This window comes from Mycobacterium sp. 852013-50091_SCH5140682 (assembly GCF_001665685.1).
Lineage (GTDB): Bacteria > Actinomycetota > Actinomycetes > Mycobacteriales > Mycobacteriaceae > Mycobacterium.
In genome coordinates this window covers 30,745-48,527 of sequence record NZ_LZTB01000012.1, presented here as the reverse complement: position 1 = coordinate 48,527, position 17,783 = coordinate 30,745, and the positions used below count along the sequence as shown (strand labels likewise).

The 17,783-nt window shown below is 66.8% G+C and carries 11 protein-coding genes; 9 read left to right on the top strand and 2 right to left on the bottom strand.

What is annotated here, in order from left to right; genetic code table 11:
* Nucleotides 1-278 precede the first annotated feature (278 nt).
* From dnaN to A5784_RS04990, 6 genes are all read left to right on the top strand, one after another.
* Nucleotides 279-1,469, top strand: coding sequence for a DNA polymerase III subunit beta (dnaN, locus tag A5784_RS05015; protein ID WP_064942922.1), 1,191 nt, complete (start codon nt 279-281; stop codon nt 1,467-1,469).
* Nucleotides 1,470-1,494: 25 nt separating this feature from the next.
* Nucleotides 1,495-2,388 carry a phosphogluconate dehydrogenase (NAD(+)-dependent, decarboxylating) gene (gene gnd, locus A5784_RS05010; RefSeq protein ID WP_064942920.1) on the top strand — a complete coding sequence of 298 codons (894 nt, stop codon included), beginning with the start codon at nt 1,495-1,497 and terminating at the stop codon, nt 2,386-2,388.
* A 64-nt stretch (nt 2,389-2,452) separates the two neighbouring features.
* Complete coding sequence (gene recF, locus A5784_RS05005) at nt 2,453-3,607, top strand: DNA replication/repair protein RecF (RefSeq protein ID WP_064942973.1); 1,155 nt, start codon at nt 2,453-2,455, stop codon at nt 3,605-3,607.
* Complete coding sequence (locus A5784_RS05000) at nt 3,604-4,176, top strand: DUF721 family protein (protein ID WP_064942918.1); 573 nt, start codon at nt 3,604-3,606, stop codon at nt 4,174-4,176. Before recF ends, A5784_RS05000 begins: the two co-directional genes overlap by 4 nt.
* Before the next feature lie 220 nt (nt 4,177-4,396).
* The gene (gyrB, locus tag A5784_RS04995) at nt 4,397-6,409 is read left to right on the top strand and encodes a DNA topoisomerase (ATP-hydrolyzing) subunit B (protein ID WP_064942917.1); all 2,013 of its coding nucleotides are present in this window, start codon (nt 4,397-4,399) and stop codon (nt 6,407-6,409) included.
* A gap of 114 nt (nt 6,410-6,523) precedes the next feature.
* Nucleotides 6,524-7,381 carry a DUF5336 domain-containing protein gene (locus A5784_RS04990; RefSeq protein WP_156750377.1) on the top strand — a complete coding sequence of 286 codons (858 nt, stop codon included), beginning with the start codon at nt 6,524-6,526 and terminating at the stop codon, nt 7,379-7,381.
* Here the strand turns inward: A5784_RS04990 and eccE are convergent.
* Nucleotides 7,367-8,968: a type VII secretion protein EccE gene (gene eccE / locus A5784_RS04985; RefSeq protein ID WP_232005939.1), complete on the bottom strand. Its 1,602-nt coding sequence runs from the start codon at nt 8,966-8,968 to the stop codon at nt 7,367-7,369. The two genes, A5784_RS04990 and eccE, sit on opposite strands and share 15 nt — an antisense overlap.
* A gap of 201 nt (nt 8,969-9,169) precedes the next feature.
* Between eccE and eccB the strand changes: the two genes are divergently transcribed.
* Nucleotides 9,170-10,678: a type VII secretion protein EccB gene (gene eccB, locus A5784_RS04980; protein ID WP_064942913.1), complete on the top strand. Its 1,509-nt coding sequence runs from the start codon at nt 9,170-9,172 to the stop codon at nt 10,676-10,678.
* Between the two features lie 3 nt (nt 10,679-10,681).
* On the opposite strand, the gene eccD (A5784_RS04975) is transcribed toward eccB, so the two are convergent.
* Nucleotides 10,682-12,172 carry a type VII secretion integral membrane protein EccD gene (gene eccD, locus A5784_RS04975; protein ID WP_064942911.1) on the bottom strand — a complete coding sequence of 497 codons (1,491 nt, stop codon included), beginning with the start codon at nt 12,170-12,172 and terminating at the stop codon, nt 10,682-10,684.
* Between the two features lie 87 nt (nt 12,173-12,259).
* Here eccD (A5784_RS04975) and eccCa point away from each other — a divergent pair, with 87 nt between their 5' ends.
* Together eccCa and eccD (A5784_RS04965) are read left to right on the top strand one after the other, a co-directional pair.
* Nucleotides 12,260-16,276, top strand: coding sequence for a type VII secretion protein EccCa (eccCa, locus tag A5784_RS04970; protein WP_064942909.1), 4,017 nt, complete (start codon nt 12,260-12,262; stop codon nt 16,274-16,276).
* A complete protein-coding gene (gene eccD, locus A5784_RS04965; RefSeq protein ID WP_064942908.1) occupies nt 16,273-17,781 on the top strand; it encodes a type VII secretion integral membrane protein EccD in 1,509 nt (502 codons plus the stop codon). Before eccCa ends, eccD (A5784_RS04965) begins: the two co-directional genes overlap by 4 nt.
* Nucleotides 17,782-17,783: the final 2 nt, after the last annotated feature.

Sequence of the window (17,783 nt, the reverse complement as noted above, 5' to 3'; positions counted from 1 at the left end):
GATTCCACAGTCCCTATTACTGTTACTCAAATATCTACTCATAATTCTTCTTAGAAGAAGCCTGTTGGGGACATCTCGGCTCGAGCCTCGCCTCGCATGCCCGGCGTCCTTCGAGGTCACCCCGATCGATTAGCTTTCAAGTTCATGCGGAAAGCTCTACGGTGGTTCTTCGACGACGGTTTCTCCAGCGTGTTCGCGTGGCATGATGCTGCGCAGCATCGATGAGAAACCGCTGGTTAGAGCTCATTGTGGGGATTATTCGAAGGGGCGCATAAGACGTGTCGACGACGACGGCTGGGCTGACCGACCTGAAGTTTCGCGTGGTACGCGAGGACTTCGCGGATGCGGTGGCCTGGGTGGCCCGTAACCTGCCGAGCCGGCCCACCATCCCGGTGCTCGCCGGTGTGCTTCTCACGGGCACCGATGACGGGCTGACCATCTCCGGCTTCGACTACGAAGTCTCCGCAGAGGTGCGGGTTGCAGCTGAAATCGCTTCTCCTGGAAGCGTTTTGGTGTCCGGTCGGCTGCTCTCGGACATCACCAAGGCACTGCCGGGCAAGCCGGTGGACATCAGCGTGGAAGGCACCCGCGTCGCGCTGACCTGCGGAAGTGCCCGGTTCTCGCTGCCCACGCTCGCAGTGGAGGATTACCCGGCTCTGCCCGCCCTGCCGGACGAGACCGGCGTGGTGGCCGCCGATCTGTTCGCCGAGGCCATCGGCCAGGTCGCGGTGGCGGCAGGCCGGGATGACACACTGCCGATGCTGACCGGTATCCGCGTCGAAATCTCCGGCGAATCAGTCGTTTTGGCCGCCACCGATCGGTTCCGGTTGGCAGTTCGTGAGCTCACCTGGGTGGCTACCGCGGCCGACATCGAGGCTGCGGTGCTGGTGCCGGCGAAGACGCTGGCCGAGGCCGCCAAAGCCGGCACCGACGGCACCGAGGTACACCTGTCACTCGGGTCGGGGCCGTCGGTCGGCAAGGACGGTCTGCTGGGTATCCGCAGCAACGGCAAGCGCAGCACCACCCGCCTGCTGGACGCGGAATTCCCCAAGTTCCGCCAGCTGTTGCCCACCGAACACACCGCGGTGGCCACCATCGGCGTCGCCGAGCTGACTGAAGCCATCAAGCGTGTCGCGCTGGTCGCCGACCGCGGCGCTCAGATCCGCATGGAATTCTCCGAAGACGCGCTGCGGCTGTCGGCCGGTGCCGACGATGTCGGTCGGGCCGAGGAAGATCTGCCGGTCTCGTTCGCGGGTGAGCCGCTCACCATCGCGTTCAACCCGACGTATCTGACCGACGGGCTGGGCTCGTTGCGCTCCGAACGTGTGACATTCGGCTTCACGACACCCAGCCGTCCCGCAGTGTTGCGGCCGGCGGGCGACGATGATGGGACCGGTGGAGGTGGGCCGTTCCCGGCCGCACACACCGATTACGTGTACTTGTTGATGCCGGTGCGCCTTCCTGGCTGACCGGCCCGGCGAAAGAGGAACCCACATGCAACTGGGGCTGATCGGCCTGGGCAAGATGGGCTACAACATGCGTGAGCGCCTCCGCAAGGGCGGTCACGAGGTCATCGGCTACGATCCTCGCCCCGAGGTCAGCGATGTGGCCACTTTGGAGGACCTGGCGGCCGAGCTGACCGCGCCTCGAGTGGTCTGGGTGATGGTCCCGTCGGGAACCATCACCGATCAGACCATCGTGTCGCTGGCCGACGTGCTCAGCCCGGGTGACCTGGTGATCGACGGCGGCAACTCCCGCTACACCGAGGATGGCCCGCACGCAAAACTGTTGGGCGAGAAGGGTATTGCTTATATCGACGCCGGGGTGTCCGGTGGCGTGTGGGGTCTGACCGAGGGCTACGGCCTGATGGTCGGTGGCAGCGATGAGGACGTCGCCAGGGCCATGCCGATCTTCGACACCCTGCGCCCGGCCGGTGAACTCGCCGACGGATTCGTTCACGCCGGGCCGGTGGGAGCCGGGCACTACGCCAAGATGGTGCACAACGGTATCGAGTACGGGTTGATGCACGCCTACGCCGAGGGTTACGAGCTGCTGGCGGCCGAGGACCTCATCACGAGCCCGCAGGCGGTGATCCAGGCCTGGACCAACGGCACGGTGGTGCGGTCGTGGCTGCAGGAGCTGTTGGCCAAGGCGCTCAAGGAAGATCCCGGTTTCGACGAGATCACCGGCTACACAGAGGATTCGGGCGAAGGCCGGTGGACTGTCGAGGAGGCGATCCATCACCGCGTACCGATGCCGGTGATCGCCGCGTCGCTGTTCGCGCGGTTCGCCTCGAGGCAAGAGGACTCCCCCACCATGAAAGCGGTGGCGGCGCTGCGTAACCAGTTCGGTGGACACGCCGTGCAGAGGATCAGCGAGTCCGGGTGATCCTGCCCGACGGGGCGCACGTAGCGCGCAGGAGTGCGGGCGAAGCGACACGGGAGGTATGGCCGTGTACGCCCGCCACCTGACCTTGACCGATTTCCGGTCGTGGGCGCACGCCGACGTGGACCTCGAGCCCGGCCGGACCGTATTCGTCGGTCCCAACGGCTTCGGAAAGACGAATCTGGTTGAAGCCCTGTGGTATTCGGCGACGCTCGGATCCCACAGGGTCGCCACCGACGCGCCGCTGATCCGGGCAGGCGCGGAGCGTGCCGTGGTGTCGACCATCGTCGTCAACGAGGGGCGTGAACTCGCCGTCGACCTCGAGATCACCACGGGCCGGGCCAACAAGGCCCGGCTCAACCGGTCCCCGGTCCGCAGCCCGCGCGAGGTGCTCGGAGTGTTACGCGCGGTGCTGTTCAGCCCGGAGGATCTCGCGCTGGTCCGGGGCGATCCCGGGGAACGGCGCCGCTACCTCGACGAACTCGCGACGACCTGTCGTCCGGCGATCGCCGGGGTGCGTGCGGACTACGACAAGGTGGTGCGCCAACGCACCGCGTTGCTGAAAACCGCTGCGGGAGCACGCTATCGGGGCGATACGAGCGTGCTGAGCACCCTCGAGGTGTGGGACGGTCACCTGGCTGCGCACGGTGCGGCGTTGACCGCGGCGCGCGTCAAACTCGTCGAGCAACTGCATCCGGAAGTACAGAAGGCCTACCAACTGCTGGCTCCCGCGTCGCGGCCCGCGGCCATCCGCTACCGCAGTTCGGTCGAGGCGATCGAGACCGCGCCCGGCCCGGAATCGGTGGAGTTCTACGAGGCCGCGCTACTCGACGCGCTGGCCCGCCGCCGCGACGCCGAACTCGAGCGCGGGGTGTGCCTGGTCGGTCCGCATCGCGACGATCTCGAGTTGCGGCTCGGCGATCAGCCTGCGAAAGGCTTTGCCAGCCATGGTGAATCGTGGTCGATGGCGTTGGCATTGCGGCTCGGAGCCTACGAACTGCTGCGCGCCGACGGTGCGGAGCCGGTGTTGTTGCTCGACGACGTGTTCGCCGAGCTCGATGTGTCGCGGCGGCGTGCGCTCGCCGGAGTGGCCGCCACTGCCGAGCAGGTGCTCGTCACGGCCGCGGTGGGCGAGGACATCCCCGAAGATTGGGATGCCCGGCGCGTCGAAATCCGGATGATTGATGGTGAAAACGGACGAATATCGGTGGTGCAGCAGTGACTGACGACGACACGCCGCAAGACGCCGCCCCGTTCCCGCCGGACCACCTGGCCGGCCTGCGGGGCATGGATCTGGTGCGGCGCACGCTCGAGGAGGCCCGCGGAGCCGCCCGCAGCCAGGGCAAGGATGTCGGCCGTGGCCGCGCGGCGCCCGTGCGGCGCGTGGCTGGTGGTGCCAGATCGCGACGGAGCTGGTCGGGGCCGGGCCCGGACCGCCGTGACCCCCAGCCGCTCGGGGTGGCGTCGCAGGATCTCGCCAAGTCGCGTGGCTGGTCGACGCGAGTGTCCGAGGGTGCCGTGTTCGGCCGCTGGCGTGCGGTGGTCGGCGACCAGATCGCCGATCATGCCAATCCCACCGGGCTCAACGACGGCGTCCTGACGGTGTCGGCGGAGTCGACGGCATGGGCCACGCAGCTGCGGTTGGTGCAGGCCCAGCTGCTGGCCAAGATCGCCGCTGCCGTCGGCGACGGTGTGGTGAAGTCGCTCAAGATCGTCGGGCCCGTGGGTCCGTCGTGGCGCAAAGGCCCGCGCAGTGTTCCGGGCCGCGGGCCGCGCGATACCTATGGCTGAGGCCTCCCCGGGCGTTCCGCTGAGAGCGCCGAGGCGGTGCGAGACCACCACCGGGGGCGTCCCCACGCACCTGATGCCGTGAAATTCCGCGCACGGCGCATATAGGTAGGTGAAAACATCGCCGTAGGATCGGTGCTGGCGTCGGTTGACGGTAGACTGTTCGAGGATCTGAGGCGGTGCATCCACCGCCTCCCGTGAACCCCAAGGAGACGCGTCCGACGTGGCTGCCCAAGATCAGTATGGTGCCGATTCGATCAAGGTGCTCGAGGGCCTCGAAGCGGTCCGCAAACGCCCTGGTATGTATATCGGCTCCACCGGTGAACGCGGTCTGCACCACCTGGTGTGGGAAGTCGTCGACAACGCCGTGGACGAGGCGATGGCCGGCTTCGCGACCAAGGTTGACGTGCGCATTCTCGAGGACGGCGGCGTGCAGGTCACCGACGACGGCCGCGGTATCCCCGTCGCGATGCACGCCACGGGCGTTCCGACGGTCGACGTCGTGATGACCGTCCTGCACGCAGGCGGAAAGTTCGAAGAAGGCGCCTATCAGGTGTCCGGTGGTCTGCACGGCGTCGGCGTCTCTGTCGTCAACGCCCTGTCGACCCGGCTGGAAGCCGACATCCGGCGCGACGGCTTCGAGTGGTTCCAGACCTACGAGAACTCGGTGCCCGGAACGCTCAAGCAGGGCGAAAAAACCAAGCAGACCGGAACCACCATCCGCTTCTGGGCGGATCCCAATGTGTTCGAAACCACCGACTACGATTTCGAGACCATTGCCCGGCGCCTGCAGGAGATGGCATTCCTCAACAAGGGCCTGACCATCGAACTCACCGACGAGCGGGTCACCCCGGAGCAGGTCGTGGACGAGGTGGTCTCCGACACGGCCGCTGCTCCGAAGACCGCCGACGAGAAGGCGGCCGAGGCTGCCGCCCCGCACAAGGTCAAACACCGCACCTTCCACTACCCCGGTGGTCTGGTCGATTTCGTCAAGCACATCAACCGGACGAAGACCGCCATCCAGCCCAGCGTCATCGACTTCGACGGCAAGGGTGAGGGCCACGAGGTCGAGATCGCGATGCAGTGGAACGCCGGCTATTCGGAGTCGGTGCACACCTTCGCCAACACCATCAACACCCACGAGGGCGGTACCCACGAAGAGGGATTCCGCTCGGCGTTGACGAGCGTGGTCAACAAGTACGCCAAGGACAAGAAGCTCCTCAAGGACAAGGATCCGAACCTCACCGGTGACGATATCCGTGAGGGATTGGCCGCGGTGATCTCGGTGAAGGTCGCCCAGCCGCAGTTCGAGGGCCAGACCAAGACCAAGCTCGGTAACACCGAGGTCAAGTCGTTCGTGCAGAAGATCTGCAACGAGCAGCTGACGCACTGGTTCGAGGCCAATCCTGCCGAGGCCAAAACTGTTGTGAACAAAGCGGTTTCGTCGGCACAGGCCCGGATCGCGGCGCGTAAGGCGCGCGAGCTGGTCCGCCGCAAGAGCGCCACCGACATCGGCGGGCTGCCCGGCAAGCTGGCCGACTGCCGGTCCACCGATCCGAGCAAGTCGGAACTGTATGTGGTGGAGGGCGATTCAGCGGGTGGTTCGGCCAAGAGTGGCCGCGACTCGATGTTCCAGGCGATCCTGCCGCTGCGCGGAAAGATCATCAACGTCGAAAAGGCCCGTATCGACCGGGTTTTGAAGAACACGGAAGTCCAGGCCATCATCACCGCGCTGGGCACCGGTATCCACGACGAGTTCGACATCTCCAAGTTGCGGTACCACAAGATCGTGTTGATGGCCGACGCCGACGTGGACGGCCAGCACATCTCGACGCTGCTGCTGACGCTGCTGTTCCGGTTCATGAAGCCGCTGGTGGAGAACGGGCACATCTTCCTGGCCCAGCCCCCGCTGTACAAACTGAAGTGGCAGCGCCAGGAGCCGGAGTTCGCGTATTCGGACCGCGAGCGCGACGGTCTGCTCGAGGCCGGCCTGGCTGCGGGCAAGAAGATCAACAAGGACGACGGTATCCAGCGCTACAAGGGTCTTGGCGAGATGGACGCCAAGGAACTGTGGGAGACCACCATGGATCCGAGCGTGCGGGTGCTGCGTCAGGTGACGCTCGACGACGCGGCCGCGGCCGACGAACTCTTCTCGATCCTCATGGGCGAGGACGTCGAGGCTCGGCGTAGCTTCATCACCCGTAACGCCAAGGACGTCCGCTTCCTCGATGTCTAGCCCGGTGTCGGGCCGCCGTGGCCGACACCAGGACGTCCCGCGAAGTTTCCCGGGAGTCACAGCCTGGTGCGCTAGGTTCGAGTCCAGTGGACAGCTGCCGCGAGGAGGACCACCATGGCGTACCCGGGCCAACCAATGGGTGTCGGCGATCCGATAACCGTCCAGCCGGTAGCGCGTGACCTGACGGCGCCGGGTGTTCTCGGCGTCACCGCGTTGGCCGTCATCGGTTTCGGTATGCAGGCCGGTCCGGTGTACACCGGCAGAAGTGCCGATGCGCTGGCCGCGCAGCCGGTGTCCACGTGGGCCGGAGCCGGCGGCCTGGCCTTGCTGCTTGCCGGTTTATTGGCGATCCCCGGCACCAAGGTCCCCGCACAGCACTACCGCATCGTCGCGGCAGTGCTGTCGGCCTTCGGCTTTCTGACAGTCGCGATGGGCCTGGTGGTCGGACTGCTCAATCCGCCGGCGCAGACCGGGGTCGGCTGGGCGCTCTACGTCATCGTCGTGCTGGCCCTGGCGCAGACCGTGGTTGCGGTTCTCGCGATGCGGGCCACCAAGACGCTGCCCGAACAACCGGCTCATCCGGATCCGGGCCTGCACGAACAACACCCGCCTGCGCACCGCGACTTCGGTGAAGTCACAACGCGATTCGGCGTCGGTGGCCCGTCGCCTCGGAGCATGTCCTACGGCCAGGGGTATCAGACGGGTCAGAACGCTCCGCAGCAGCCCCAGCAGCATGCGCCGCAGCAAGGACCGCCGCCCGGCTATCGCGACCACCCGGACTTCGTCCAGCCCGCCTCCCCCGCCGGAAGCGGAGCCCAACCTGCGCGGCAGGCCCCGTCGCACGAGTCTCCCGGCGGCTGGGGACAGACCATGCCCGTGCAGCCGGATAGAGGACAGAGCAGCGGCGGTGCCGGGCCGGACCCGAGCCGCAACTACCCGCGCGGTGGCGAAGGACGGCTACCGGGTCTGTAGGGAGCGCCCGATATACCGGAGCTCGTCGGCCGTCGCGACCATCGACACCACCGTCGAGGCCGAGCGTGTTCGCACGACGACCCGGTCGTCGATGTCCTGCAGTTCCTCGAGCAGGACATCTGTGCCAGCAGGCAGCGTCGTCGCAGGTTCCGTCGGCGGCACGACCACCATCGCGGTCACGCCGCTGCGGACACCCGATTCGATGACACCGTCGAACACCGCGAGCGTGTAGTTCCGGTCTGCCCCGGCCTGCAGCGATCCCCGGTTGAAATCGGTGACCCAGAGCAACCGGTTGTCATCGACATTGCCCACCATGTCGCGCCACTTACCGGAGCGATTGGTACGCACCAGGATTCGCGCGCCCAACGCCAGCGCCCGCAGCACCACCTGCTGCGCCAGGTGCAATGAACCGCGGATCTCTACGCGGCTGATCCGCGGCCCGAACACGGGGAGGGCGACCGCGCGGCCCGTGTGGTCCGCGCCGATCACCTGACCGCAGCCCGCGGCCGGGATGTGGAGGCCGGTGAAGTCGGCGCTCGACCCGCCGAAACTCCACGCCGTGATTTCCCGTTCCGGCCGGGGCATCGGCAGGGTCGACATCAGCGCAAGAAACTGCCGCCCGGGCAGTGGGGTCAGAGCTGAAATACCGGTGCGGGCGATCGGCCCGAACGAATCGAAGCGCACTGTGCCGGTGACGCCAACCTGCTCGGCCGAGACGTTGCGCAGTGAGATGGCCACCGTGGTGGTGTAGCTGGGCACGGTCCAGAGTTCGCCGAGAGCCTGTGTCGTCAACATGTCCCGGGACAGCCCGAAGCTGGTCATCCGGAAATTGCCGTCCGAGCAGTACTGCCAATCCTCGTGCAGATTCGCCAGGTTCGCGCCGCCGCACAGTTGGTTCACCACCTGGCCGATATCGGCCGCCGTGAGCACCCGGGAGCGGAGACCACATTCGGTCAGCCGGTTCGCGACGCGGCGGGTGGCGACCGCCGCGGTGCGCAGAATCCCGGATTGACCGCCACCGCGCAGTCCGACCGCCTGCGGGCACCGGGTCGGGTCGAACCGAACGACCACCCACACCGAGCGGTGTGCGATCGCGGGCAACGGTCCGAGCACGGCGTCATAGACATGTGCGACCCGGGTGTGACCCTGTGAACGCGAACCGTGGCTGATCACGTCGACCGAATCGAGTTCTACGTCGAATTGCCGCAGGCAGTCCACCAGGACGTCCAACCGGACCATTTCTCCGGCGACGGTCGCCCCCGGCTCGAGCACGGTCAGGTCCTGCGGGTCGTCCTCGATCCCGATGACGGTGATGACGGACCGTCCATCCCACCGGAATCCGTACTCGACGTCGTCGGTGCCGGCGTGATCGAAGGCGTCCGGCACATCGACATAGGTCGATCGCCGGTTGCGGCCGCGGCGATACTCCCACCGCGCGATCACCGTTTGCACCAATCCCGTACCGTGCCGGCGCACCATCAACAACGTTCCCAGTGCACACACAGCGGCGCACACCCACCACGGGGCCCAGAGATACGCCGCGACGGCCAGGACCAGCACGACCTCCAGCAGGATCAGCTCTGCCACCGGCAGGATGCGATGCGGAAGGATCCGCCACGACGTGACAAAAGGGTTCGGCGACAGACGGTTTGGCGTCTGCTGATCGGACGACGCGATGGTTGCGGCCACAGTGACGAGTCCTGTCTTCAGGGTCGAGCAGCACCGTGAGAAGTAGTTGAGCCCAGTGTAAAGTCGGCACCGGTCGCCGATCCGACAGGGGGAACGCGAGTGCCGGCGCAAATCACCACGAGAGCGCAGGTAAACGGGTACCGCTTCTTATTGCGCCGGCTCGAGCATGCCCTGATCCGTGGTGACTCCCGGATGATCCACGATCCGATGCGGGGCCAAACCCGTTCTCTTCTGGTCGGTTTGGTTATCGCGACGATCATCGTCGGCGGATGTGGTGTGCTGGCGTTTTTCAAACCCGCGCCAGCCGTCGGCAACGCGCACATCCTGCTCAGTAAGACCAACGGCGCCATGTTCGTTCGCATCGAAGACCGCGCATATCCGGTTCTCAATCTGGCATCGGCGCGCCTCATCACCGGGAGCAGTGAGGCACCCGTGGTAGTCGATGACAAGAAACTCGCTGCGCTCGACCGCGGTCCCGTGGTGGGCATCGTCGGCGCGCCACTCGCGATCGCACCAGGTGTCGATCCGGTGAACTCCACTTGGACAGTGTGTGACACAACGGAGTTCCCATCGGCGGTGCAGGGCACCGGGAGCCGTACGGTGCGCACGACGGTCCTCGCGGGACCCACGGAATTGAGCGGCGACACGCATGTTGCGGCCGCGTCGGAGGCCGCGCTCGTGCGTGCTGACAACCAGCACTACCTCCTGTTCGACGGTGTGCGGGCGCCTATCGACATCACCGATCCGGTGCTGATGAACGCGCTGCACCTCACCACGGTCGAAGTGCGCGACGTATCCGTGGGATTACTCAACGCATTTCCGTTGGTAGCCCCCATCACCGCGATCACTGTGCCCGATGCGGGTGCGCCGGCACCGGCACCCCTGCCCACGACCGTGCATGTCGGCTCGATCGTGAAGACGTCGGATACCTCAGGTGAACAGTTGTACGTCGTGCTGTCCGACGGCGTACAGCCCGTCACCGCAGCGACGGCCGACATCATCCGATACGGCGACCCGTCGGCGCAGCGGGAACCTGAAAGCGTGTCCCCCGCAGTGCTTACCGCTGTGCCCAAGGTGAAACGGCTCGCGGTCGACCACTACCCGACCGTTGTCCCGGCCGTCGCCGGCGTGCGCGCCGACCCCGTGGTGTGCTTCACGTGGCGCCGCAGCACCACCGATACGACCGCCGCGACTCAGCTGATCGTGGGCCGCAGTCTGCCCATCCCCCAGGGCGCCGCGACCGTGCCGCTGGCCGGTGCGGATGGCAGCGGACCTGCGCTGGATGCGGTCTACTTCAAGCCGGGCACCGGAGAGTACGTCCGAGCGGTGGGCATACAACCCACCGCCGAAGCCATGGGACAGCTGTTCTACATCGCCGATACCGGCCAGCGCTTCCACCTCAAGGATGCGGCTGCGGCTGCGGCGCTCGGCGTGCATGGTTCGGGTGGCCCCGACGGAGAACCGGGCGCCACACCGCAATTGGCGCCGTGGTCGGTGATCTCGTTGTTGCCGGCAGGCCCGGAACTGTCCCGCGACGCGGCGCTCATCGCTCACGACGGTATGCCCGCCGACACCGCGGGCAGCGCGGTCGCAGTGCCGGCGTCCTGAGGCCTACAGCCGCAACTCCCGGACATACGAGTACAAGCCCACGATCCAGAAGCACAACGGGACCACCAGCGCGATCGCCAGGTACTCCGCCAGTTCCACCCACCGCCGCATGACCGGCGAGAACTCCAGACGCGGCGCGACGATTCCGCACAGCACGGACAGGGCTGCCAATGCCACAGCCGCGAACCCGCTCTGGATCTGCCAGTCGTGCGCTTGGGCCGCGGTCTGGACGATCAACAGCACGGCGATGCCCAGCCCGGAAGAGATCAGTGTGGCGGATTGGACGAGGTCATGGTGGGTGCGACCACGCAGGCACAACGCCGTCGCCACCGCCACCGCGAATACCGGGCCCTGCCAGGAGAACCCGCCGGAGTTGTCCAGTGCCAGGTAACAACCGAACACGGCAGTCAGCCCGGCGCTGATCAGAATTCCGGTGAGATAGTCATTGGCGAGCCTGACCCGCTCGAGCAGGTGCTCTTCGGTGGGAATCGTCTGTAAACCCACCGCCCCGACGCCTTCGACGGCGATGCCGCCGTGGGTTTCGATGTCGTCGAGCGGTTCTCCGGCCGTCGGGACGCGTGGCAGTGGCAACCGGGCCAGCAGAATGGTGACCCGCGGCGCGAGGTACAAGGCCACCACCGCGACCGTGGTCACCGCGGCACCGAGCACCCGGGCCTGCGGGTGCCACACGTTGACGACCACCGAGATGAACCCACCGAGCACCGCCAGGGCGATCACGAAGGTGTGAAACACATGACCGGTCCGGCAGATCTGCAGGGCCAGCTGTGCGGCCAGGGCGATCACCGCAAACGCCATCGGAAGTGCCGGAACGGCAAAACCATTCGGAACAATGCACAACGATCCGATGAACAACAATGGAATTGCGATGAGCGGCAAAGCGATCGACGGCAACAGCGCTTCAGTGCTTCGAGACGATACGCAACCGGCTGCGACGAACATCAACCCGATGCCCAGAGTGGCCGCGGCAGCGCCGAGGCCCAGGGCCAGCCCAGGCAACAGGCAAGCCCACACCACCGCTGCGACAAACGCAATACCAAACGCAGCCAACGACGTTCGGTGCGTCCGCAACCACCGCAGCGCGGGCGGCGATGACCCGTCGCGCCGGACGTCGTCGAACAACATCGGCACCGACGCCGTCGACGTGCCGCGTAGGATCAGCACGTCGCCGTCGTAGACATCGGCCGACGTCAAAGAATGCTCCGGGTCGATCACCGCACCGCCGAGGGGCGCGAGACTCCACCGGTCGGCGGCCACGTCGAACCGCGTGTCACCGGGCCCGCGGGCGGACAGTTCGCCGGCTGCAATATCGAGCAGATCGTCTATGTAGCTGGCGATTTCGATGTCGCCGGGCAATCCCATGTCGAGCCTCAAACCGCCGATCAGAACCGTCACCCTGAGCAGACCGGAGTGCTGTACGCCCGGCGGAAACTCCAGATCCGCCTGCGGTAGCGGAAGTGGGGACGGTGAGGTCATCAGAGGCGACCCATTCTTCGCGCGGTCAGTATGGTGATGTCTGGAAACTAGCAGCTGCAGAATTTCGCTTGGCAGCAGGGGACGTTGGTGGGGACACAGGGTTTCGTTCGTCGCGCGCGCGTTGCGGCGCCGCGGATGCCGGGCGGCGAGGTCAATCTTCAGGCGCCGCCCGAGGTACCGCGCGTGATTCCGGGCAATGTGCTGATGCGGCTGCTGCCCGTGGTCATGGTGATCGCGGTGGTCGGCATGATTGCGCTGATGTTCACCGTCGGCGGTCGCAGCATGGCCACCAACCCGATGATGATGATGTTCCCGATGATGATGGTGCTCTCCATGGTCGGGATGTTCATGGGCGGCGGCGGGCGCTCCGGCAAGGCCGCAGCAGAACTCAATGAGGAGCGCAAGGACTACTTCCGATACCTGTCGAATCTGCGCGACGACGCCGAGAAGACTGCCGACGAACAGCGTCGGGCGCTGGAATGGAGCCATCCAGATCCGCGCTCGCTACCGGATGTCGTCGGCACCAGGCGCATGTGGGAGCGGCGCCCGGCCGACAGCGACTTCTGCCATGTCCGGCTCGGCATCGGCACCCACCGATTGGCCACTCGGTTGCTGGCACCCGAGACGGGCCCCGCCGAGGACCTCGAGCCGGTGTCCACGGTGGCGCTGCGCCGCTTCGTCCGCACCCACTCGGTAGCCCACGCCATGCCGACGGCGGTATCGCTGCGGGCCTTCCCTGTCGTGGACTTCGACGGCGAGCTGGCACTCACCCGCCAGCTGGTGCGTTCGATGCTGTTGGAACTGGCCGCATTCCACGGACCGGAACATGTGATGATCGCCGTGGTGACCGCCAATCCGGACGGCGAAAACTGGCAGTGGATGAAGTGGTTGCCACACACCCAGCACGCCACGGCCACCGACGGGCTCGGCACCTGCCGGATGCTGTTCTCCTCGCTGCGTGAACTCGAGAACGCGTTGGCCGCGGAACTGGGTCAACGCGGCCGGTTCAGCCGTACCATGCCGTTGAACCAGGGCACCAAACATCTCGTGGTGGTACTCGATGACGGGTACGTCGCAGGCGACGAGCGGTTGGCTACCGAGGCGGGCATGGAGAACACCACCCTGCTGGACCTCAACGCCCCCGCTCAGCAGATCTCGGCCAAGGGCGGCTTACACCTGGTGGTCGAGCCGGAGTGGATCGCTGCCCGCACCGCAGCCGATGTCGAACGGTTCGCCACCCCTGACCGATTGAGCATCGCCGAAGCGGAGGCGAGCGCGCGGGGTATCGGTCGGTACCGGCCTGCCAACGCCGCCCACATCGTCAGCCTCGAGTCGGAGAACCGGGCCACCGACCCGGGCCTGATGACGCTGCTCAATATTCCCGACGCGGCTGACATCGTTCCGGAAGAGGTGTGGCGCAAACGTTCCCCGCGCGAGCGTTTGCGGGTGCCGATCGGATACACACCCAACGGGCAGCCGCTGGAACTCGACATCAAGGAGTCCGCCGAGGGCGGCATGGGGCCGCACGGCCTGTGTATCGGTGCCACCGGCTCGGGTAAGTCAGAGTTCTTGCGCACCCTGGTGCTGGCGATGATCACGTCGCATTCCCCGGAGGTGCTCAACCTGGTCCTCGTCGACTTCAAGGGTGGTGCAACGTTTCTCGGCCTGGACGCGGCACCGCACGTCGCGGCGGTGATCACCAACCTCGAGGACGAGCTGACCATGGTCGACCGTATGCAGGATGCGCTGGCAGGCGAGATGAACCGCCGCCAGGAGCTGCTGCGGGCGGCGGGCAACTTCCCCAACGTCACCGAATACGAGCGGGCCCGTGCCAACGGCGCTGACCTGGATCCGCTGCCTGCGCTGTTCATCGTCGTCGACGAGTTCTCCGAGCTGTTGTCCCAAAAGCCGGATTTCGCAGAGCTGTTCGTGATGATCGGCCGGCTGGGCCGGTCGTTGCACATCCATCTGCTGCTGGCCTCGCAACGTCTCGAGGAAGGCAAGCTGCGCGGGCTGGATTCGCATCTGTCCTATCGCATCGGCCTCAAGACGTTCTCGGCAGGCGAATCCCGCAGTGTCCTGGGTGTACCGGACGCCTACCATCTGCCCAGCGTGCCCGGTTCGGCATTCCTCAAGTGTGACGCCGACGAGCCGACGCGATTCAACACCTGTTACGTGTCAGGCGAATACGTGAAGCCGCGGGCGGTAACACACCGGCCACGCGTCGGGCGTGGCCAACGCCCCCGACTGTTCACCGCGGCACCGGTCGTCGCTGACCCTGAACCGCTGATCACCGAACTCGAGGCCGTCGACGAGGGCGAATATCAGGCGCCCGTCAAGGCGACCCTGCTCGACGTGGTGGTCGGCCGGCTCACCGGGCACGGCAGGCCGGCGCACGAAGTGTGGTTGCCGCCGCTGGACGAGAGCCCGGCGATCAACGAGCTGCTGCCCAGCGCCGACTGGAACTCGCCACTGAATGTCAACGGGCGGTTGAGCATGCCACTGGGCATCATCGACCGGCCGTACGATCAGCGCCGCGACGTACTCACGGTCGACCTGTCCGGGGCCGAGGGCAACTTCGTGGTGGCGGGCGGCCCGCAGTCCGGGAAGTCGACGACGCTGCGCACCCTGATGATGGCCGCCGCTGCGACTCACATCCCCGAGCAACTGCAGTTCTACTGCTTGGATTTCGGCGGCGGCACCCTGGCCGGCCTGTCCCGGCTGCCGCACGTGGGGTCGGTCGCCGGCCGGCTGGACGCCGACCGGATCCGCCGCACGGTGGCCGAGATGACCAGTCTGCTTCGCCGACGGGAGGCCCTGTTCCGCGCGGCAAACATCGAATCGATGCGCGAATACCGCAGGCGCAAAGCCGCTTTGGCGGACCTGCCGGCGGCCGAGGCGGCCCGTGACCCGTTGGCGGCCGACCCGTTCGGCGACGTGGTCCTGGTGGTCGACGGCTGGAGTTCGATTCGCAGCGACTTCGAGTTCCTGGAACCGCAGTTGCAGTCGCTGGCGGTGCAGGGTCTCTCGTACGGCATCCACCTCGCGGTGTCGGCGACCCGGTGGATGGAGATTCGGCCCGCGGTCAAGGACATGCTCGGCACCCGCGTGGAGCTACGGCTCGGCGACCCCATCGACAGTGAAATGGGGCGCAAGGTGGCCGAACTGGTGCCGATCGGGGTGCCGGGCCGCGGGGTCTCGCGAGACAAGCTGCATCTGCTCATCGGTCTGCCCCGACTGGACTCGAGCTCGACGGTGGACGATCTGCCCGACGGCGTGGCCCGCGCGGCCGATGCGATCGCGGCGCACTACGGCGACCGGTCGGCACCGCCAGTGCGGATGTTGCCGCATGACCTCGAGCGCGCGCCGGTGGTCCAGGCGGCCGCGCAGCGTGGTCTGCTCGGGCACGGCCGCATCGCGATCGGTATCGACGAAGCCGAACTGGCGCCCGTTGTCGTCGATTTCGAGGCCCAGCCGCACTTCGTCGCGCTCGCCGACGTACAGTCCGGCAAGACCAACTTCCTGCGCACGGTCGCGCAGGGTGTGCTGGAGAACAGTTCGCCCGAACAGGCCAAGATCTATCTGGTCGACTACCGCCGGTCTTTGCTCGGTGCCGTGGAGACCGATCACCTCGCAGGCTACGCGACGTCCGCACAGTCCTGCGGTGAACTCATGATGAGCGTCGCCGAGACCCTGCAGCAACGGCTGCCACCGGCGGACATCACCCAGCAGCAGCTGCGGGACCGGTCGTGGTGGTCCGGACCGGATCTCTACGTTCTGATCGACGACTACGACCTCGTCGCGGTCAGCACGATGAACCATCTCCTGGCCCCGATCGCCGAATTCCTCACGCAAGCACGCGATATCGGGTTGCGGGTGGTGGTGACCAGGCGCAGTGGTGGGGCCGGGCGGGCCATCTTCGATCCGTTCCTGGGCAGGCTCAAAGACCTGTCCTGCAACGCACTCATCATGAGTGGTTCGCGTGAGGAGGGCACGTTGTTCGGCGGGGTCAAGCCCACCGACATGCCGCCCGGACGCGGCTACCTGGTCTCGCGGACCATGCCCGGCGGCGTCATCCAGTTGTCCCGGATGGCCGACCTGTGAACACCCCGCGGAACCGGCCCACCGGCGTCGATGAACTCACCCCGATCCGAACGGTGTCACCCGTACCCGAGCACCTGCGCGTCGCGGTGTTCGGCGGGAGCACTCAGCTCGACATCACCTTGCCTGCCGACGTCAGGATAGCCGACGTCGCACCGTATCTCGCGCGGCTCATCGCCCAGCGCGAGCGCACGGATGACGAACCCGCCGCGGCGGGCCCTGAGCTGACGTCACGCACCGTGCTACACACCGCCGCCGGGGCGGCGCTGCCCGCCGATGTCACCTTGCGCGACGCGGGGGTCCGGCACGGAGACATGCTCTACCTGAGTGCGCAGCGGACGCTGCACCCGCCGGCCCTGTACGACGATGTGGTCGATGCCGCCGCGCAACTCAATCGGGCCGCATCGGCGGCATGGGGACCGGCTTCGGCGGCCGTGATGGCGATCGTCGCCCTGTATGCCTGCGTCGGGGTACTGGTGTGGATGTCGGTCGACCCGCGGTTCGCCGAGCGGCACGCCGTCATCGTCGGGTTGGATGTGGCTGGCGGGCTGGCCCTGGTGGCGGGCGCTACGGTGGCCCGACGGATCTACCACTGGGACCCGATCGCAGCCTGTTTCGGCTGGGCGGCAATGCTTCTCGGTTTCGGGGCGCTGTGGGCCGTGTTCGCCGGTGTCGACGGCTGGGGTCCCGTGGCGTGCTGTGCGGGCATTCTGGCATTGAACTACGGCTGTTACCGGTTGATCGGCACCGGGCGATGGGGATCCCTGGCCGGCGGAGGTTTCGCGGCGCTGGTGGGCGCCGCGTGGGCGCTCCGTACGGGATTGGCGATCCCGGACCGCCAACTGTGGGTGGCGGTGTGCCTGGCGGCGCTGGCGTTGGCCTTCTGGGTGCCCTGGCTCACGCGCGGTTGGGACCGATTCGTGGTGCGCGTCAAGGCCGATGGCCCGGCGCCGAACGACCAGTTCGCCGATCCTTTCAACATCGCACGAGGCCGTAGCGGGCCGGATCTCGAGCTCGCCGACACCGTCCCCGGCGCCGATGAGGTGCTGCGGCGCGGCCGGGAAGCGGCCGCAGTGCGGTGCGGGCTGTATACCGCAGCGGGGGCCGCATTGGCGGTGGGCGCGCAGATGCTGGCGCACACGTCGATCGATGTGGTGGCACTGGCCTTTACGATGCTGTGCGGCATCGTCTTTGCCCTACAGCTGCGTACGGCGCGCAGCACCGCCGAGCAAGCCGCGCTGCTCATCTTCGGTGTGGTGGTGGTCGTGTCGGGGGCAATCACGGCGGCGACCTTCGGATCGCTGCCCGCCACAATCGTCGGGCTGGTCGCACTGGGGACTCTTCTCGTCGGCGGCGCGGTGACCGGCGTGCTGGCGACCACCCGCGTACCTGCGCCGCGGCACCGGCTGGAACTGCTGTTGGACTACGTCGGCTACATCGCGGTGGGTGCGCTCATCCCGGTGGCGCTGGCCGTGGTCGGCTTGTACGACGCCATGCTGGGCCGGTAGTC

Bases quoted from the DNA above. Each gene is read 5' to 3' on its own strand.
- gnd (WP_064942920.1), top strand. From the start codon at position 1,495: ATGCAACTGGGGCTGATCGGCCTGGGCAAGATGGGCTACAACATGCGT.
- A5784_RS04990 (WP_156750377.1), top strand. From the start codon at position 6,524: ATGGCGTACCCGGGCCAACCAATGGGTGTCGGCGATCCGATAACCGTC.
- eccD (WP_064942911.1), bottom strand. From the start codon at position 12,172: ATGACCTCACCGTCCCCACTTCCGCTACCGCAGGCGGATCTGGAGTTT.